Source organism: Piscinibacter sp. PDB5-1, from assembly GCF_056676035.1.
This window is the reverse complement of sequence record NZ_JBWVZL010000002.1, coordinates 796,928-815,076: the sequence shown is the minus strand read 5'-3', so window position 1 is coordinate 815,076 and position 18,149 is coordinate 796,928. Positions and strand designations below refer to the sequence as shown.

General features: G+C 68.9%; 14 protein-coding genes. 5 read left to right on the top strand and 9 right to left on the bottom strand.

Annotated elements, in window-relative coordinates; genetic code table 11:
- The first annotated feature begins 62 nt into the window (after window positions 1-62).
- Window positions 63-419, top strand: a complete 357-nt coding sequence (gene uraH / locus AC1KAT_RS11045) for a hydroxyisourate hydrolase (protein ID WP_480325752.1) — start codon at window positions 63-65, stop codon at window positions 417-419.
- 78 nt (window positions 420-497) lie between these two features.
- Complete coding sequence (locus tag AC1KAT_RS11040) at window positions 498-1,697, top strand: urate hydroxylase PuuD (protein WP_480325750.1); 1,200 nt, start codon at window positions 498-500, stop codon at window positions 1,695-1,697.
- Here the strand turns inward: AC1KAT_RS11040 and AC1KAT_RS11035 are convergent.
- The 7 genes from AC1KAT_RS11035 to guaD all read right to left on the bottom strand — a co-directional run bounded on the left by AC1KAT_RS11035 (window position 1,634) and on the right by guaD (window position 10,321).
- Window positions 1,634-2,392, bottom strand: a complete 759-nt coding sequence (locus AC1KAT_RS11035; protein ID WP_480325748.1) for a serine O-acetyltransferase — start codon at window positions 2,390-2,392, stop codon at window positions 1,634-1,636. The genes AC1KAT_RS11040 and AC1KAT_RS11035 overlap by 64 nt on opposite strands.
- 185 nt (window positions 2,393-2,577) lie before the next feature.
- The gene (locus tag AC1KAT_RS11030; protein ID WP_480325746.1) at window positions 2,578-3,642 is read right to left on the bottom strand and encodes an adenosine deaminase; all 1,065 of its coding nucleotides are present in this window, start codon (window positions 3,640-3,642) and stop codon (window positions 2,578-2,580) included.
- A gap of 129 nt (window positions 3,643-3,771) precedes the next feature.
- Window positions 3,772-4,929, bottom strand: coding sequence for a BMP family ABC transporter substrate-binding protein (locus tag AC1KAT_RS11025; protein ID WP_480325743.1), 1,158 nt, complete (start codon window positions 4,927-4,929; stop codon window positions 3,772-3,774).
- Between the two features lie 52 nt (window positions 4,930-4,981).
- Complete coding sequence (locus tag AC1KAT_RS11020) at window positions 4,982-5,902, bottom strand: ABC transporter permease (RefSeq protein WP_480325741.1); 921 nt, start codon at window positions 5,900-5,902, stop codon at window positions 4,982-4,984.
- Complete coding sequence (locus AC1KAT_RS11015; RefSeq protein ID WP_480325739.1) at window positions 5,902-6,990, bottom strand: ABC transporter permease; 1,089 nt, start codon at window positions 6,988-6,990, stop codon at window positions 5,902-5,904. The genes AC1KAT_RS11020 and AC1KAT_RS11015 overlap by 1 nt, the downstream gene beginning before the upstream one ends.
- Window positions 6,977-8,506, bottom strand: coding sequence for an ABC transporter ATP-binding protein (locus AC1KAT_RS11010; RefSeq protein ID WP_480325737.1), 1,530 nt, complete (start codon window positions 8,504-8,506; stop codon window positions 6,977-6,979). Before AC1KAT_RS11010 ends, AC1KAT_RS11015 begins: the two co-directional genes overlap by 14 nt.
- A gap of 522 nt (window positions 8,507-9,028) precedes the next feature.
- Window positions 9,029-10,321 (bottom strand): guanine deaminase, encoded by a 1,293-nt coding sequence (gene guaD / locus AC1KAT_RS11005; protein WP_480325735.1) that lies wholly within the window; start codon window positions 10,319-10,321, stop codon window positions 9,029-9,031.
- A gap of 145 nt (window positions 10,322-10,466) precedes the next feature.
- Between guaD and xdhA the strand changes: the two genes are divergently transcribed.
- The 3 genes from xdhA (at window position 10,467) to xdhC (ending at window position 15,422) form a co-directional block, all read left to right on the top strand.
- Window positions 10,467-12,047, top strand: a complete 1,581-nt coding sequence (gene xdhA / locus AC1KAT_RS11000; protein ID WP_480325733.1) for a xanthine dehydrogenase small subunit — start codon at window positions 10,467-10,469, stop codon at window positions 12,045-12,047.
- Window positions 12,048-12,051: 4 nt separating this feature from the next.
- Window positions 12,052-14,433 (top strand): xanthine dehydrogenase molybdopterin binding subunit, encoded by a 2,382-nt coding sequence (xdhB, locus tag AC1KAT_RS10995; protein ID WP_480325731.1) that lies wholly within the window; start codon window positions 12,052-12,054, stop codon window positions 14,431-14,433.
- 176 nt (window positions 14,434-14,609) lie between these two features.
- On the top strand, window positions 14,610-15,422 hold the full coding sequence (gene xdhC, locus AC1KAT_RS10990) for a xanthine dehydrogenase accessory protein XdhC (protein ID WP_480325729.1): 813 nt from the start codon (window positions 14,610-14,612) through the stop codon (window positions 15,420-15,422).
- Window positions 15,423-15,468: 46 nt separating this feature from the next.
- Here xdhC and AC1KAT_RS10985 read toward each other — a convergent pair whose 3' ends face one another.
- Complete coding sequence (locus AC1KAT_RS10985) at window positions 15,469-15,939, bottom strand: MgtC/SapB family protein (protein WP_480325727.1); 471 nt, start codon at window positions 15,937-15,939, stop codon at window positions 15,469-15,471.
- Between the two features lie 80 nt (window positions 15,940-16,019).
- Entirely contained in the window at window positions 16,020-17,957 is a 1,938-nt protein-coding gene (locus tag AC1KAT_RS10980) for a methyl-accepting chemotaxis protein (RefSeq protein WP_480325725.1), read from the bottom strand.
- Between the last annotated feature and the right edge of the window lie 192 nt (window positions 17,958-18,149).

The window sequence follows — 18,149 nt, the reverse complement described above, 5'->3', positions numbered from 1 at the left end:
CTGTATACACTTTGCCTCGCCTTGCAAGCCGCGCGCCACCGACCTCTGCAGAAAGGACGCCCATGGGCCGACTGACCACCCACGTGCTCGACACGATGAACGGCTGCCCGGCCGCTGGCATGCTGGTCGCGCTGTACCGCATGCCCCGCGACGCGCCGCCGGTGCTGCTCAAGCAGCTCGCGTTGAACCACGATGGCCGTGCCGACGGGCCGCTGCTGGACGACAGCAACTTCGCCTGCGGCACCTACCGCCTGGTGTTCGAGGTGGCGGCGTACTTCCGTGCGCGCGGGGTCGCGCTGCCCGAGCCGCCCTTCATCGAGGCCGTGCCGATCGACTTTGGCCTGGCCAACCCCTTGCAGCACTACCACGTGCCCTTGCTCGCCAGCCCCTGGGCGTACTCGACCTACCGGGGGAGCTGATCCGGCCAGCGCGTTGGGTTCGCAGGTTCGTCATGCCCCCATGACGGCATCGATGACATTCGAAGAAGACCGAAATCCATGGACCCCTACCTGCTCGACTGGCTCAACCTGCTGCTGCGCTGGGCGCATGTGATCACCGCCATCGCGTGGATCGGATCGTCGTTCTACTTCGTCGGGCTCGACAACAGCCTCGTGCCCCCGGCCGACGAGAACGACCGCGCCAAGGGCGTCGGGGGCGAGCTGTGGTCGGTGCACGGCGGCGGCTTCTATCACGCGCAGAAGTACCCGGTCTCGCCCGCACGCCTGCCCGAGCACCTGCACTGGTCGATGTGGCAGAGCTACTCGACCTGGCTCACGGGCTTCGCGCTCTTCGTGGTGCTGTACCTCTTCAACGCGGGCAGCTTCCTGATCGACAAGTCGCGGCTCGACTGGTCGCCGACTGCGGCCATTGCGGCGTCGCTCGGCTTTCTGGTCGTGTTCTGGGCGGTGTACGACGGCATCTGCCGCGTCTTCGGGCAGCGCCGCCACTGCGACCGGGTCGTCGGAGCCTTGGTGTTCGCCTTCGTCGTGTTCGCGTCGTGGCTGTCGTGCGAGTTGTTCGCGGGGCGTGCGGCCTTCTTGCTGGTGGGGGCGATGCTGGCCACCGCGATGAGCGCCAACGTGTTCTTCTGGATCATCCCCGGCCAACGCAAAGTGGTGGCGGCCTTGCGCGCTGGCCAGCCGGTGGACCCGCTGCATGGCAAGCGTGGCAAGCAGCGCAGCGTGCACAACACCTACTTCACGCTGCCCGTTGTCTTCGCCATGGTCAGCAACCATTACAGCGGGCTCTATGGCGCCGAGCACAACTGGCTGCTGCTGGTGCTGGTGATGCTGGCGGGTGCCTTGATTCGCCAGTCGTTCGTGCTGCGCCATGGCGCGCTGGCGCAAGGCCGGCCCGTGCCGTGGCGCTATGCCGTCGCGGGCGCGTTGGTGCTGCTGGGGGTGATCGTCTGGCAGCGACCAGCCGCGCCGCCGGCCTCAACGGCCGAGGCGCCGCCCGTGCCGCGCTTTGCCGAGGTGCAGCAGGTGGTGGTTCAGCGCTGCGCCATGTGCCACAACGACGCCGTGGCGCAAAAGAACGTGAAGCTGCACACCGCCGAGGCCTTGGCTGATCAGGCCCAGGCCGTCTACCAGCAGGTGGTGGTGCTGAGGGCCATGCCACTCAACAACGCGACTCAGATGACCGAGGGGGAACGCGAGTCGCTGAAGCGCTGGTTCGAGGCAGGCGCGCCGCGCTGAGCTTCGGGCATCGCGCTGCGGCTGCTGTCGCGGCCGCCCTCACGCTTGCCGCTGCGGCCGTTTTCGCGTGCGAACTGAGGTTCGGCCGCGGCCTCGCGCTCTTCGGCGGCAAGCACTTGCGCGAGCGAGTCCTGGTCGAGGTGATGGCGCGCAAAGTCGAACGGCGGGTCGGCAAAGTCGGACGAGGCGGCACGGTCACGTCGGGGCCGAATGACCGCCGGCACACCCATGGCGACCGAATGGGGTGGCACATCGGTGATGACCACCGCATTGGCGCCGATCATCACGTGGTCACCGATGGTGATCGCGCCGAGCAGCTTGGCGCCCGCGCCGATGTCGACGTTGTTGCCGATGACCGGCGCACAGGGGTCTTCGACACGCCTCAGGCCAATGCACACGCCATTGCGGATGCGGCAGTTGTCGCCAAAGCGCGTGTAGCCGCTGATGATGACCCCGCCGAAGTGGTCGATCACGAAATTGCGGCCCACCACGACTTCACACGGCAGGTCGATGCCGGTGACGATCTGGATCAGCTTGTGCGAGATCTTGTAGAGCAGCGAGAACGCCTTGCGCAGCACCACCGGGCGCACGCCGTAGCGCCACCGTCCGAAGCGGTAGACGAGCATGACCCAAAAGCCTTGCTCCCACCATTTGCCTTGGTAGGACCGGAGGTCGGCGCGTATGTTGTCGAACATGAGGAAGTCGGAGTTGAGGCACGCGGATCCCTGGCGTGCGGCTCACAGGGGCAGGGGGCGGTTCTGATGACCGTGCGCGCACCATAGCGTCGGGCGAGGCGCGCTCTTGTAGGACATCGCCGACAAGAGGCGTCGGCGAGTCGCTTTCGATTCTTCCCGGGGAAGATGACGATTCGTCTACGTGTTCATGCGTAGGAGGCGAAGGTCGCATCCAGCTCGCGCTGCCATCGCTGCCGATCGGCAGTGGGCGCGAAGCTGGCCTCGAAGCTGTTGCGGGCCAGCTGGTAGGCGTGGCGGGCGCCCAGCTGTGGCAGCGCGGCGAAGGTTTCGACGAAGTTCTGGTTGATGTAGCCGCCGAAGTAGGCCGGATCGTCGGAGTTGACGGTCGCGCACAGGCCCGCGTCGAGCAGGCGGTGCAGGCTGTGGTCGCCAAGCTGCTCGTACACACACAGCTTGACGTTCGACAGCGGGCACACCGTGAGCGGCACGCGCTCGGCGGCCAGGCGCGCCACCAGGGCCGGGTCTTCGACGCAGCGCACGCCGTGGTCGATGCGTTCGACCTTCAGCACATCGAGTGCGCTCCAGATGTATTCGGGCGGCCCCTCTTCGCCCGCATGGGCCACGAGGTGCAGGCCCAGTTCGCGGCAGCGGGCGAACACCCGCGCGAATTTCTCGGGCGGGTGGCCACGCTCGCTGCTGTCCAGGCCCACACCGCTGAAGAGCGCCCGGTGAGGCAGGGCCTGTTCGAGCGTCTCGAACGCAGCCTCTTCGCTCAGGTGGCGCAAGAAGCACAGGATGAGCTGGCTCGTGATGCCCAGCGAGCGCTCGGCCTCGTCTTGCGCCCGCTTCAATCCGCGCATGACGGTTTCGATGGGCACGCCGCGCTCGGTGTGCGTCTGCGGGTCGAAGAAGAGTTCGGCGTGCACCACGTGGTCGTCGGCCGCGCGGCGAAAGTAGGCCATCGCCATGTCGAAGAAGTCTTCTTCTTTCAACAGCACGCTCGCGCCCGCGTAGTAGATGTCGAGAAAGCTCTGCAGGTCGGTGAAGGCGTAGGCCGCGCGCAGGGCCTCGACGCTCGCGTAGGGCAATGCCACCCCGTTGCGTTGTGCCAGCGCGAAGATCAACTCGGGTTCGAGCGAGCCCTCGATGTGGATGTGCAGCTCGGCCTTGGGCATGGCGCGCAGCAGCGCCGGCAGTCGGTCACGGGGAATGGCGTCGAGCTGGGAGGGCGTGGGCTGGGCGGTGGTCATGCGTCGCGCTCTGATGAAGCTGTGTGTGCGGGTGGCAAGGTTAGCGTTTCGGACGCCCGGCCGCCCGGGGCAATGACGAAAGAGGCCGCACAACGCGGCCCCGTGATCATGGTTGAACTGGACGAAGGCTCACTTGCCGCCCGGCACCTTGCCTTCCACGCCCTTCACGTAGAAGTTGATGCCCGAGAGAAACTTGTCGTCGGCGGTCTCGCCGTCTTTCAGCACGTCCTTGCCGTCCTGGCCCTTGATGGGGCCCTTCCAGATGGCGAAGCTGCCGTCCTTCAGGCCGCCTTTCACCGCTTCGACCTTGGCCTTGATGTCGGCCGGCACCTTGTCCGAGATCGACACGATGTCGATGGCGCCTTCTTTCACGCCCCACCACACGCTGCCGGTGCTCCAGGTGCCGTTGAGCGCGTCGCCGGTGGCCTTGATGTAGTACGGCGCCCAGTTGATGATGGCCGAGGCGAGGTGCGCCTCGGGCGCGTACGAAGACATGTCGCTGTCCCAGCCGAAGGCCATCTTGCCGGCCTTGCCCGCCGTCTGCAGCACGGCCGACGAGTCGGTGTTCTGGAACAGCACATCGGCTCCGCCGTTGATCAGCGACTGCGCGGCTTCGGTCTCTTTCGGCGGGTCGAACCACTTGTTGACCCAGACCACCTTGGTCTTGATCTTCGGGTTCACGCTCTGCGCGCCCAGCGTGAAGCTGTTGATGTTGCGGATGACCTCGGGAATCGGCACCGAGCCCACCACGCCCAGCGTGTTGGTCTTGGTCATCGCGCCGGCGATGACTCCGGCCATGTATGCACCTTCGTAGGTGCGGCTGTCGTAGGCGCGCATGTTCTCGGCCGTCTTGAAGCCCGTGGCGTGCTCGAACTTCACGTCTTTCGCGTCGGTCGCGACCTTGAGCATGGGCTCCATGTAGCCGAAGGTGGTGCCGAAGATCAGCTTGTTGCCCTGGCCGACCATGTCACGGAAGACCCGCTCGGCGTCGGCCGCCTCGGGCACGCTCGCGACGAAGCTCGTGACGACCTTGTCGCCGAACTCTTTCTCGATGGCCTTGCGGCCGTTGTCGTGCGCGAAGGTCCAGCCCCCGTCGCCCACCGGGCCGACGTAGGCGAAGGCGATCTTCAGCGGCTCGGGCTTGGCCGCGGGCGCCGAGGCGCCAGGGGCCGAGGCGGCGGCGACGGGGGTGTCTTCTTTCTTGCCGCAGGCGGCCAGGCCCAGCGTCGCGGCCAGCGCGCTCCACCCGGCGATCTTCAACAGGGTGCGCTTCGAGAAAGGTGTCATGGCATCTCCAAGAGGTGAGGTCGAAATGATGGGGCACTGAGACGCGGGCGCTTCAACCGCCCGGCGAAAACGGCTTGCCCAGCGAGGCGGGCATGTTGACGCGAATCCAGGTGGCGTTGCTCGACATCAGCACCAGCACGGCGATGGTGGCCAGGTAAGGCAGCATCGTCAGCCACTGGCTGGCGATCTCGACACCTTCGCCCTGCAGGTGGAACTGAAGCATGGTCACGCCGCCGAACAGGTAGGCACCGAGCAATACCCGTGCCGGCCGCCAGGTGGCGAAGGTGGTCAGCGCGAGCGCGATCCAGCCCTTGCCGGCCACCATGCCCTCGACCCACAGCGGCGTGTAGACCACCGACAGGTAAGCGCCCGACACGCCGCACAGCGCGCCGCCCACCACCACGGCCGCGAGGCGAATCGGCCGCACCGCATACCCGAGCGCGTGCGCCGACTCGGGTGACTCGCCCACCGCGCGCAGCACCAGCCCCGCCCGCGAGCGGTACAAGAACCAGATCAACCCGAGCGTCAACGCGATCGCCGCGTACACCAGCGGGTGCTGCTTGAAGAACGCCGGCCCGACGAAGGGCAGGTCGGCCAGCCACGGCACCGAGAAGCCGGCGCGTTCGCCCAGCCGCTCTTGCGTGTAGCCGATGCCGATGAAGGCCGAGAAGCCCGTGCCGAAGAGGCTCAACGCCAGACCGGTGGCGTACTGGTTGGTGTTGAGCCAGATCACCAGCAGTCCGAACACCAGCGCGAGCGCGGCCCCCGCGCCGGCCCCGGCCGCGAAGCCCAGCCAGTCGTTGCCGGTGTTCACCGCGACGGCGAAGCCGGCGATGGCGGCCACCAGCATCATTCCCTCCGACCCGAGGTTGAGGATGCCTGCGCGCTCGTTGATCAAGAGCCCGAGCGCCGCGAAGGCCAGCACGGTGCCGGCGCTGAGCGTGGCGGCGATGAGCAGGGCGATGGCGTCCATCAGGCCTCCTTCGGGGCGATGCCCTGCGGCGCGCGCCGCACCCAGCGCACGCGGTGGTGGATCAGCGTGTCGCAGGCCAGCAGCGCAAACAGCAGCAGCCCCTGGAACACACCCGTCAGCGACTTCGGCAGCCCCAGGCGCGACTGCGCCAGCTCGCCCCCGATGTAGAACATGCTCATCAGCACCGCCGAGAACACGATGCCCACCGGGTGCAGCCGCCCGACGAAGGCGACGATGATGGCCGCGAAGCCATAGCCCGCCGGCACGTGCGGTGTCAGCTGGCCCAGCGGCCCGGCCACTTCGAGCGCCCCGGCCAGGCCGGCCATGCCGCCCGAGGCGAGCAGGGCCGTCCACACCGCGCGGCGCGACGAAAAGCCCGCGTAGCGCGCCGCCGCCGGCGCGAGGCCGCCCACCTGCAGTTGAAAGCCCGCGAAGCTGCGAAACAAGAAGAGCCAGAAGCCCGCCACCGCGACGAGCGCGAGCACGAGGCCCAGGTTGACGCGCAGGCCTTGCACGAGTCGCGGCACCTTTGTTGGGTCGGCGAAGGTGATGGTCTGCGGGAAGTTGTAGCCGGCCGGGTCTTTCCACGGCCCGTAGACCAGGTAGGCCAGCAGCATGTCGGCCACGTAGACCAGCATCAGGCTCACGAGAATTTCGCTCGCATTGAAGCGGTCGCGCAGCAGGGCCACCAGGCCGGCCCACAGCATGCCGCCCAGCGTACCGGCGGCGAGGAGGGTGACAACGATGAAGCGGCTGCTGTGCTGGTCGGCCTGCATCGCCACGTAACCCGCCGCGATGGCGCCGGCGATGAACTGCCCCTCGGCACCGATGTTCCACACATTGGCGCGAAAACACAGCGCGAGGCCCAAGGCGATCAACGCCAGCGGCACCGCCTTCATCGCCAGCTCGGACCACGCATAGGCGCTCTTGACCGGCTCGACGAAGAAGACCTCCAGGCCGCGCACCGGGTCTTTGCCCAGCAGCGTGAACAGCGCGATGCCGATCAGCACCGTGAGCGCCAGCGCGAGCAGCGGCGAAGCGAAGGTCATGAACCGGCTCGGTGCCGGGCGGGTTTCAAGCCGCAGCATGGGCGGGGGCTCCTTCGTTCGACTGCGGCCACAGGCCCGACATCCACGCGCCGATCTGCGCGACGGTGGCGTCGCGCGTGTTGACAGGTGGCGACACGCGGCCCTGGGCAATCACCAGCAGCCGGTCGCTGATCTCGAACAGCTCGTCGAGCTCCTCGCTGACCACCAGCAGCGCACAGCCGGCGTCGCGCAGCGCCAGCAGCTCGCCGCGGATCTGCGCGGCCGCGCCCACGTCCACGCCCCAGGTGGGTTGCGAGACGACCAGCAGCCGGGGCTTCGCGTCGATCTCGCGGCCGACGATGAACTTCTGCAGGTTGCCGCCCGACAGGCTCTTGGCCGGCGCCTCGGGGCCGCCTGCCTTCACCTGAAATCGGTCGATCAGGCCTTGCGCGAGCGCGCGCACTTCGCGCGTGTCGATCCACCCTGTGCGGCCGACCGCGTGGGTGCGTGTCAGCAGCGTGTTCTGTGCGAGCGACAGCGAGGGCACTGCACCCCGGCCGAGCCGTTCTTCGGGCACGAAGTGCAGGCCCTGGGCGCGGCGCGCACGCGGCGACTGCCGTGCCACCGGCTGGCCGAAGAGGCGAATGCTGTCGGCCGCCGCGCGGCGGTCTTCGCCCGACAGCGCGGCCATCAGCTCTTGCTGGCCATTGCCCGAGACGCCGGCGATGCCGACGACCTCACCAGCGCGCACGTCGAAGTGCACGCCCTTCAGCGCGGTGCCGAACGGGTCTTGCGGGGTCAGCGACAGGTCGCGCACCCGCAGCACCACCTCGCCCGGCGTCCGGGCCGCGTGCTGCAGCGGCGGCGGCTCGGTGCCGATCATCAGCTGCGACAGGCTGGCGTTGCTGGCCTGGCTCGGGTCGGCCACCTCACCGGTGACGCGGCCAGCGCGCAGCACGGTGCAGTGGTGGCACAGCGCGCGGATCTCGTCGAGCTTGTGGCTGATGTAGAGGATCGAGCAGCCCTCGGCGGCGATGCGGCGCAGCGTGACGAAGAGCTTCTCGACGGCCTGCGGCGTGAGCACCGAGGTGGGCTCGTCGAGGATCAGCAGCTTGGGCTGCGTCATCAGCGCACGCACGATCTCGACGCGCTGGCGTTCGCCGACCGACAGGGTGTGCACGGGGCGCAGGGCTTCGATGTCGAGGCCGTAGTCTCGGGCGACCTGCTCGATGCGCTGGGTGACCTGCGCGAGCGTGAGCGATTTGTCGAGGCCGAGCCACGCGTTCTCGGCGACGGTCAGCGTGTCGAACAGGCTGAAGTGCTGGAACACCATGCTGATGCCCAGCTGCCGGGCCTCTTGCGGGGTCTTGATCTGGACCTCGTCGCCGTTCCAGAGCACCTGGCCTTCGTCGGGGCGAACGGCGCCATAGATCATCTTCATCAGCGTGGACTTGCCGGCGCCGTTCTCGCCGAGGATGGCGTGGATCTCGCCGGGCTGGACGCGCAGGCTGACGCGGTCGTTGGCCTTGACGGCGGGGTAGGTCTTGCTGAGGTTCTTCAGTTCGAGGCGGAGCATGTCAATGGCGGTTGGTGGCCGAGGTCTCGGGGCGCGGGCGCCGTTTGCGCTGTCGAAGTGCCGCTCGGGGTGGTGATGTCGTTCGCACTGCGTGGGTCGGCGCCGGGATGTGCGCCCGGCAGCGCACTTCCTTTCTTTGTCTCGCCAAAGAAAGGAAGCAAAGTTCGCGGAGCGGGGGTGCGCTCACTTGGCGAAGCCAAGTTACGCGCACACCAAAGGCGACCCGATTCCGGCGGTCCCGCTGGCGCGGGACTGCTCTGCGGTGCAGGCTCTTGAGGGCCGTCGTGCGAGAACTCGCTGCGCGCCTGCGGCGCTGCGCTCAGACATTCGCCCGAAGTCAGAGGTGGATGCGCGCTGCGCGCGCCGGCCCTCAAGAGCCCGCCCCTCCGACGCCTCCACACGGGGCCCGAACACGAGCGAACGAGGTGGCGATTCGCGCGGGGTAAAGGGGGGGCGTTGCCCCTTGCCCCCACGAGTGACCGACATGGGGAACGTCGCGTGGCTCCGTTCGCTTGGCTGTGATCACCTCGCATAACGCACCTTGCCGGCCACGTAGGTTGTTTGCAGCCACGCGCTTTCGCACAAGGTCATCCAGGCGAACACGCGTTCGTGCAGCGATTGGGCCCGCTCCATGCGGCGCTCGGCCACGCTGCCGCGGGCCCAGTCCCACACGCACAGGTCGGCCATGCAGCCGGGGGACAGCGACCCGATCTCGTTCGACAAACCCAGCGCTTCGGCGGCGGCGCGGGTGCAGGCGTCGAGGCCTTTCCAGGCGGTCAGGCGTTCGCCGGCCAGGGCCTGGATCTTGTACGCGTCGGCCACGTTGCGGGGCAGTGAGAGGCTGGTGCCGCCGCCCACGTCGCTCGCCACGCTGACGGCCACACCGGCGTCTTCGCAGGCGCGCCAGTTGAAGAGGCCGCTGCCGAGAAAGAGGTTCGAGCTGGGGCTGTGGGCGATCTGTGCACCGGCTTCGGCGAGCACGCGGCGGTCGTCGTCGTCGAGCCAGATGCCGTGGGCGAACACGGCGCGGGCGTTCAGCAGGCCGGCCTGGGCGTACACGTCGAGGTAGCTGCGTGCACTGGGGAAGAGCTCCTTCACCCACGCGACTTCGCTGCGGTTCTCGGCCAGGTGGGTCTGCATGTAGAGGCCCGGGTAGCTGCTGCACAGGCCGCCGGCCATGGTGAGTTGCTCGGGCGTGCTGGTGGGGGCGAAGCGCACGGTCACGGCGTAGGCGAGGCGGTCGGTGCCGTGCCAGCGGTCGATCAGATCGACGCAGTCGCGGGCGGCCTGGTCCACGTCGTCGCGCAGGCCGTCGGGCGCGTGGCGGTCCATCAGCACCTTGCCGGTCACGAGGCGCATGCCGCGGGCCTGCGCGGCGGCGAACAGGGCGTCGGCGCTGACCTTGTGCACGGTGGGCAGCACCACGGCGCTGGTGGTGCCGTGGGCCAGCAGCGCGTCGGTGAAGGCGGCGGCGCCGGCCTGGGCCACGTCGGCATCGGCGTAGCGGCGTTCGGCCGGGAAGGTGTAGGTGTTCAGCCAGTCGAGCAGCTCGGCGCCGTAGCTTGCGATCACGTCGATCTGCGGCATGTGCACGTGCGTGTCGATGAAGCCCGGCATCACCAGCCGGCCCCGGTGGTCGTGCCGCTGCCAGCTCGCGTCGGGGTCGTCGGCCTGCGCGCCGATGATGCGGCCACCGTCGATCAGCAGCCAGTGGTCGGGCCGGTAGCGCACCGCATCGGGCGCGACTGCACCCCAGGCGGGCGCGGCGGTGAAGTCGAGCAGGTCGCCGCGCAGGGCGATGCGGGTGGTGGTCATGGGTAAGGCAGGCCCTAGCAGCCTTCGGGCCACCACACCGGGCCCGGGGCTTGCAAGTGGAGAGGCGTCAGCGCGGGTGTCGAGGCAAGAAACCGCATCCGGGCATCGTATACACACTGGCGGCAACGCGGTATACCGTGGCGACATGAGCACCGAGCCCGACACCGCCCGCACGCCCCCCGAGAGCCCACCGCCGAGGACGTCTGTGAGCCCGCAACCGATCCGCTTCTTTCATCGTGGCCAGGTGGTCGAAGTCAGTGATGCCCACCCGACGCGCTCGGTGCTCGACTGGCTGCGCGAAGACGCCCGCTGCACCGGCACGAAAGAGGGCTGCAACGAAGGCGATTGCGGCGCCTGCACGGTGGTGCTGGGTGAGCTGGACGCGGTCGCGCCCACGGGCCTGGCGCTGAAGACGGTCAACGCGTGCATCCAGTTCCTGCCCACGCTCGACGGCAAGGCCTTGTTCGCGGTCGATGATCTGCAGGTGCTGAACGGCGGTGCGCTGCACCCGGCCCAAGAGGCGATGGTCGCCTGCCACGGCTCGCAGTGCGGCTTTTGCACCCCGGGCTTCGTGATGTCGATGTGGTTCGTGCGCGAGACGCAGCCCACCTGCCCGCCGCGCCAGGGCCTGGCCGATGCGCTGGCCGGCAACCTGTGCCGCTGCACGGGCTACCGGCCCATCCTCGACGCGGCCGAGCGCATGTTCGAGTTGCCGTCGGCGCGCTTCGACGCCGCGCCCGTGGTGCAGGCGCTGCAAGCCCTGGCCCGCCCGCACGACTTTCAATACGCCGCCTTCAACCGCCAGCAGCCGGGGCCGGCGCGGGTCGATCACTTCCACGCGCCGCGCACGCTGGCGGCACTGGCCGCGCTGCGCGAGCGCCTGCCAAACGCGCGCCTGCTGGCCGGGGGCACCGACGTGGGCCTGTGGGTGAACAAGCAGTTCCGCGACCTGGGCGATGTGGTCTGGCTCGGCGCGGTCGAGGCGCTGCGCGCCATCGAGCCCCGAGACGACGGCTTGTGGATCGGCGCTGGCGCTTCGCTCGAAGCCGCCTGGGCCGCGCTGGCCGAACGCGCACCGAGCCTGCGCGAAGCCTGGCTGCGTTTCGCGTCGCCGCCCATCCGCCACGCCGGCACGCTGGGCGGCAACATCGCCAACGGCTCGCCCATCGGCGACGGCGCGCCGGTGCTGATGGCGCTGGACGCGAGCGTCGAGTTGCGCAAGGGCGAACGCGTGCGCCGCGTGCCGCTCGACGGCTTCTACACGGGCTACCAGACGAACGTGCTGCAGGCCGGCGAGTTCGTGCAGGCGCTCGTCGTGCCGGCCTCGGCCTTCACCCGCACCGTGCGCGCCTACAAGATCAGCAAGCGTTTCGACAGCGACATCTCGGCGGTGTTCGGGGCCTTCGCGCTCGAACGCGAGGGCGACACCGTGAAAGACCTGCGCCTGGCCTTCGGCGGCCTGGCCGCCACCGTGCAGCGCGCCGCGCAGGCCGAAGCCGCCTTGCGCGGCCAGCCCTGGTCGCAGGCCAGCGTCGAGGCCGCGCAGCAGGCGCTGGCACGCGACTTCACGCCCTTGACCGACATGCGCGCGAGCGCCGCCTACCGCCTGCAGGTGGCGCAGAACCTCTTGCTGCGCTTCTGGCTCGAAACCCGCAGCGACGACCCGCTGCCCGACGCGGCCCTGCGCGTGTGGCACCGCCCGGCCGGCGCGACCGAAGGGGCATGACGCGATGAACCAGGCCTCGTTTCCCAAACTTCCCCCCGGCCTGTTGCAAGCCGCCGACGACGCGGCGCTGCAAGGCGGCGCGCGGGTGGGCGTGAGCCGCCCGCACGAGTCGGCCCACCTGCACGTGGCCGGTGAAGCCACCTACATCGACGACCTGCCCGAACTCGCCGGCACGCTGCACGTGGCGCTGGGCCTGTCGCCGGTGGCGCACGGGCGCCTCACCGGGCTCACGCTCGATGCGGTGCGTGCCATGCCCGGCGTGGTGGACGTGCTCACCGCGCAAGACATCCCCGGCCCCAACGACTGCGGGCCCATCGTGCACGACGACCCCATCCTCGCCGAGGGCGAGCTGCGCTACCTGGGCCAGCCGGCGTTCGCCGTGGTCGCCACCACGCGCGACGCGGCCCGGCGCGCCGCCGCGAAGGCCAAAGACGTGCTGCAGATCGACCCGCTGCCGCCGGTGCTGACGCCGCAGGCCGCGCACGCGCAGGGCCAGTACGTGCTGCCGACCATGCACCTGAAGCGCGAAAGCCGCGAGGGCGCGGCCCGTGCGGCCATCGAGTCGGCGCCGCATCGCCTGCAAGGCACGCTCGATGTCGGCGGGCAAGAGCAGTTCTACCTCGAAGGCCAGATCAGCTACGCGGTGCCGCTCGAAGACGGCGGCATGAAGGTGTATTGCTCGACCCAGCACCCGAGCGAGATGCAGAACCTCGTGGCCCACGCGCTGCAACTGCATGCGCACCACGTGCAGGTCGAGTGCCGGCGCATGGGCGGCGGCTTCGGCGGCAAAGAGTCGCAGTCGGCGCTGTTCGCCTGCGTGGCGGCGGTGGCCGCGCGCAAGCTCAGGCGGCCGGTGAAGCTGCGGCTCGACCGCGACGACGACTTCTTGATCACCGGCCGGCGACACTGCTTCTGGTACGAATACGACGTGGGCTACGACGACGAGGGTCGCGTGCTCGGCGTCGAAGTCACGATGGTCTCGCGGGCCGGCCACTCGGCCGACCTCTCGGGACCGGTGATGACGCGTGCGCTGTGCCACTTCGACAACGCCTACTGGCTGCCCGAGGTCGTGGCGCATGGGTTTTCGGGCAAGACCAACACGCAGAGCAACACGGCCTTTCGCGGCTTCGGCGGGCCGCAGGGGGCGATCGCCGTCGAGGTCATCCTCGACAGCATTGCGCGCCAGCTCGGGCGCGATGCGCTCGACGTGCGGCGCCTCAACTACTACGGGCAGACCGAGCGCCACGTCACGCCCTACGGCCAGACGATCACCGACAACATCCTCGACCCGCTGACCGACGAGCTGGTCGCAAGCAGCCGCTACCGCGAGCGCCGCGAGGCCATCGCGCAGTTCAACGCGACGAGCCCGGTGCTCAAGCGCGGTTTGGCGTTCACGCCGGTGAAGTTCGGCATCTCGTTCAACGTGGCGCACTTCAATCAGGCGGGGGCGCTGGTGCATGTGTACGCGGACGGCTCCATCCTCGTGAACCACGGCGGCACCGAGATGGGCCAGGGCCTCAACACCAAGGTGGCGCAGGTGGTGGCGCACGAGCTCGGGGTCGATTTCGACGCGGTGCGCGTCACGGCCACCGACACGCACAAGGTCGTCAACACCTCGGCGACGGCCGCTTCGACCGGCAGCGACCTCAACGGCAAGGCTGCGCAAGACGCGGCACGGCAGATACGCGAACGACTCGCCGCGTTGGCGGCCTCGCTGCACGGTGGCGAGGCACGTGACGTGCGCTTCGCCAATGGCCTTGTCCACGTCAACGGCCAGCAGATGGCCTTCTGCGACCTGGCCACGCAGGCCTACACCTCGCGCGTGCAGCTGTGGTCCGACGGCTTCTACGCGACGCCCGGCCTGCACTGGAACCGCGAAACCATGCAGGGCCGGCCGTTCTACTACTTCGCCTACGGCGCGGCCGTGAGCGAGGTGGTGGTGGACACGCTCACCGGCGAGTGGAAGCTCTTGCGCGCCGACCTGCTGCACGACGTGGGCCGCTCGCTCAACCCGGCGCTCGACATCGGCCAGATCGAGGGCGCGTTCATCCAGGGCATGGGCTGGCTGACGATGGAAGAGCTGGTGTGGCACCCGCAGACCGGGCTGCTGACGACGCACGCGCCCAGCACCTACAAGATCCCCACCGCCAACGACTGCCCGGCCGAGTTCCATGTGAAGCTGTTCGCGTGCGAGAACGTCGAAGACAGCATCCATCGCAGCAAGGCGGTCGGCGAGCCGCCGCTGCTGTTGCCGTTCTCGGTGTTCCTGGCGATCCGCGATGCGGTGTCGGCGGTCGGCGCGCACCGGGTGGACCCGCCGCTGCGGGCACCGGCCACGAGCGAAGCCATCTTGTCGGCGGTGACGGCGGTGCGGGCCTCTTCTTGAGCCTCTCGTCCGTCTGGTTGTGAGGCCCGAAGTCTTACCGCCAAGACGCCAAGACGCCAAGAAAGCAGCCCAGCACGCCAAGGCCATGCAAGAAGACGTTCTCTTCGTTGCGTCCTTGGCATTCCCTTGGCGTCTTGGCGGTAAAACCCCCTCGCATGCCAACCCCGCAACCCACCATGCCGCTGAACGCCATCGCCATGCAATGGTTCGCTGAGCGCCCCACGGTGCTGGTCGAAGTGACCCACACCCAAGGCTCGGCGCCGCGCGAAGCCGGCACGCGCATGCTGGTGAGCGCCACTGAGGCTGCCGGCACCATCGGCGGCGGGCACCTCGAGTTGCAGGCCATTGCACACGCGCGTCGCATGCTCGCAAGTGGCGACCACCAGCCGTACACGCAGCACTTTGCGCTCGGCCCGGCGCTGGGCCAATGCTGCGGCGGTGCGGTGACGCTGCGCTTCGAGCGCCTGAACGAAGCCCACCTCGCGCCGTGGCCCCGCACGCCGCCGCGGTTTCACCTGCAGCTCTATGGCGCGGGCCACGTGGGCCGCGCCGTGGCGAACCTGCTCGCCACGCTGAATGTGGTGGTCGATTGGATCGACGAGCGCGAAGACGAATTCCCGGCACGGCTCGGGGCGAGCGAGGCCTGGCCGGCGCACATCCGAAAGCTCGCGGTCGACGCCGTCGAGGCCGAGGTCGCGCACGCCCCGCCCGGCGCGCATTACCTGGTGATGACGCACCAGCACGACCTCGACCTGCGCATCACCGAGGCCATCTTGAAGCGCGGCGACTTCGGCTTTCTCGGCCTGATTGGCTCGAAGACCAAACGCCAGCGTTTTGTGCACCGCTTCGAGCAGCGTGGCATCGCGCCCGAGCTGATCGCGCGCATGACCTGCCCGATCGGCCTGCCCGGTATCACCGGCAAAGAACCCGAGGTGATCGCGGTCAGCGTGGTCGCGCAGTTGCTCGCGGCAAGCCCGGTGGCGCGCTGACAGGCCGCAGCCTTCGATCTCGCGGGGGGGGCGCGTCACGCCTGCGTCACTCTTGCGGGTCGCCCATCTTCGGCAACAGCGCCAGCACCACGAGGGCGAGCAATGTGGCCAGCGCGGCCGTGGTCTCGCGGCCCAGACCGCAGGCGATGCCGATCGCGGCGGTCATCCACACACTGGCGGCGGTGGTGAGGCCGCGCACGTCGTGGCTGGCGTCGCTCTTGATGATGGCGCCAGCGCCGAGAAAGCCGATGCCGGCGATCACCCCCTGGATCACCCGGCTCATGTCATCGACCTGCATGCCGCTTTGTTGCGGCACCAGCACCATCAGCGCCGCGCCCATGCACACCAGCATGTGGGTGCGCAGGCCGGCCGTCTTGCCGAGGCGGCCGCGCTCGTAGCCGAGCACCCCGCCGAGCGTCGCGGCGACCAGCAGGCGCACCATCAGGCGAGTGATCGCCTCGATGTCATGCGCATCGGCGAACTCGGCGGCGACGGCGTCGAAGATGCGGTTCCACATGGGCGATGGTCTGGGCTGACGTGACCCGGCGTCACGGCACCGACGCTACCAGCCCACCACGACACCCGCTCACAGGCGGCTCAAGCCCCCTGGGCGTCGAGGCGAAAGTCTTTCAGCAGCTGGCTCAGCCGGTGCGCCTGATCTTCGAGGCTGCGCGCGGCAGCGGTCGATTCTTCGACCAGCGCCGCGTTTTGCTGGGTGACCTCGTCGAGCTGTGTCACCGCGCTGTTGACCTGGGCGATGCCGTCGCTTTGTTCGCTGGCCGAGTTGGCGATGCCGTCGATCATCGAACTCACCCGGCGCACGTTGCTGACGATGTCACCCATGGTGCGGCCAGCCGATTCGACCTGCTCGGCGCCTGCGCTCATGCGTTCGACCGAGGCTTCGATCAGGCTGCGAATCTCGCGTGCGGCGGCGGCACTGCGCTGGGCCAGGGTGCGCACCTCGGTCGCCACGACGGCAAAACCCCGGCCTTGCTCGCCGGCGCGTGCGGCTTCGACGGCGGCGTTGAGCGCGAGGATGTTGGTCTGGAAGGCGATGCCGTCGATCACGCCCGAAATGTCGGAAATCTTGCGCGCGCTGGCGTGAATCTCATGCATGGTCGCCACCGCACCTTGCATCACCGCCCCGCCGCTGGTGGCGGTGTGCGTGGCTTCGCTGGCGAGTGCATTGGCTTCGCGGGCCGACTCGGCGGTGAGGCGCACGGTGCCGGTGAGTTGCTCCATCGAACTGGCGGTCTGTTGCAGGCTCGATGCGGCGTGTTCCGTGCGCCCGCTCAGGTCCAGGTTGCCCTGCGCGATCTGGCTCGACGCGACGGCGATCGAGTCGGCCGATTGGCGAATGGCAGCCAGCAATTGCACGAATCGCTGGCGCATGGCTTCGACATCGGCGGTGAGGCGTCCGACCTCGTCGTCGCCGGCCGCCGGGCTGGCGTGCGTCAGGTCGCCCGCGGCCACCGCACGGGCCTGCTGGCCGAGGGCGCTCAGGGGGCGGCTGATCCAGCGGCGGGTCATCCAGGCCAGGCCCAGGCCGAGCGCCACGCAGGCCCCGGCCAGCAGCGCCCACAGTTCCATCAGAACGAGGCGTTGCCCGGCCAGGGCTTCGTTGTCGGACACCTCGGCGACCGCCCACAGTCCGGTGCGCGCGCTGCGCACCCCGACCGCCCAGCGGTCGTCGCCCACGCCGGCCGTCAAGAGGCCGGGGCTGTCGAGGCGTCGACCGGGCGTGGCCAGCAAGGCGTCGAAGAAGCTGCGCGAACCGGGCAGCACCTCGGCAAGCTTGCGGTCACGCCACTGGGGGTGGGCGGCGAAGACGGCGCTGTCCCAGCCCGAGCGGGGGTCGATCAGCACCACACCGCCGGTGTCGAAGAAGCGCAGGTCCGCCATGACGGACTCGACCGCGGCCTGGAAGCCGCTGACGTCGAAGCCGATGAAGGCCACGCCGACGGTGCGCCCGCCGCTGTCTTTGAGCGGCGCGTAGTGCGTCATGTAGACCCGCCCGAACAGGTTCGCGCGCCCGCTGTAGGGCTGGCCTTGGCTGACGGCCGCGTACGCCGCGCCGTTGCGGTCGAGCAGCGTGCCCACCACCCGTTCGCCCGACGGGTTCTTGACCGAGGTGGTGACGCGCACGAAGTCCTCGCCACGCCGGGCGAACACGGTGGCCACGCCGGTGGTCTCACTGTGGAACTGGTCCACCACCTCGGTGTTGCCGTTCATCACGCCGTTGGCGGTGCGCAATTCGCCGCGTTCGTCCAGCTGATACGGGCCCGGCAACTGCGCCGCGAAGCTCGGATAGAAGCGCTCGACCAGCGTGCGCGAGCTGAGTTCGATGGCGTCCAGCGCGTGCACCACGCCTTTGGCGTCGTCTCGCAGCCAGTTCACGCGATGGTCGCGGGCCTGGCCTGTCAGCAGGTGGCTGATCAACGCGGCGATCACGGCCAGCGCGGCAAAGACTCCCAGACACCCGGTGACGGCGACGCGCAGGGCGACTGAGCGGCGAAAAAAGTTCAGTGTGGTCATGGGGGACTCGATGAAAAGGGGGCGGGTTGAAACCATCCACCGCTGAGGTGTTGGTCGGCATGGTGATGTCAGAAATGATGTCAGTGGATGCTATAAATGTCAGAACTGACAACATGCGCGCCTTTGTTCACACACCTCGCCTTGGCGTGGCGCGAGGCTGTGCCGGGCACGCCGGCTTCCTCGACACTCCGG

Coding starts and splice junctions, on each gene's coding strand:
- xdhB (WP_480325731.1), top strand. CDS start 12,052: ATGAACCAGGCCTCGTTTCCCAAACTTCCCCCCGGCCTGTTGCAAGCC.
- AC1KAT_RS10985 (WP_480325727.1), bottom strand. CDS start 15,939: ATGTGGAACCGCATCTTCGACGCCGTCGCCGCCGAGTTCGCCGATGCG.
- AC1KAT_RS11010 (WP_480325737.1), bottom strand. CDS start 8,506: ATGCTCCGCCTCGAACTGAAGAACCTCAGCAAGACCTACCCCGCCGTC.
- xdhA (WP_480325733.1), top strand. CDS start 10,467: ATGAGCACCGAGCCCGACACCGCCCGCACGCCCCCCGAGAGCCCACCG.
- guaD (WP_480325735.1), bottom strand. CDS start 10,321: ATGACCACCACCCGCATCGCCCTGCGCGGCGACCTGCTCGACTTCACC.
- AC1KAT_RS11035 (WP_480325748.1), bottom strand. CDS start 2,392: ATGTTCGACAACATACGCGCCGACCTCCGGTCCTACCAAGGCAAATGG.
- AC1KAT_RS11025 (WP_480325743.1), bottom strand. CDS start 4,929: ATGACACCTTTCTCGAAGCGCACCCTGTTGAAGATCGCCGGGTGGAGC.
- xdhC (WP_480325729.1), top strand. CDS start 14,610: ATGCCGCTGAACGCCATCGCCATGCAATGGTTCGCTGAGCGCCCCACG.
- AC1KAT_RS10980 (WP_480325725.1), bottom strand. CDS start 17,957: ATGACCACACTGAACTTTTTTCGCCGCTCAGTCGCCCTGCGCGTCGCC.
- AC1KAT_RS11030 (WP_480325746.1), bottom strand. CDS start 3,642: ATGACCACCGCCCAGCCCACGCCCTCCCAGCTCGACGCCATTCCCCGT.
- AC1KAT_RS11040 (WP_480325750.1), top strand. CDS start 498: ATGGACCCCTACCTGCTCGACTGGCTCAACCTGCTGCTGCGCTGGGCG.
- AC1KAT_RS11020 (WP_480325741.1), bottom strand. CDS start 5,902: ATGGACGCCATCGCCCTGCTCATCGCCGCCACGCTCAGCGCCGGCACC.
- AC1KAT_RS11015 (WP_480325739.1), bottom strand. CDS start 6,990: ATGCTGCGGCTTGAAACCCGCCCGGCACCGAGCCGGTTCATGACCTTC.
- uraH (WP_480325752.1), top strand. CDS start 63: ATGGGCCGACTGACCACCCACGTGCTCGACACGATGAACGGCTGCCCG.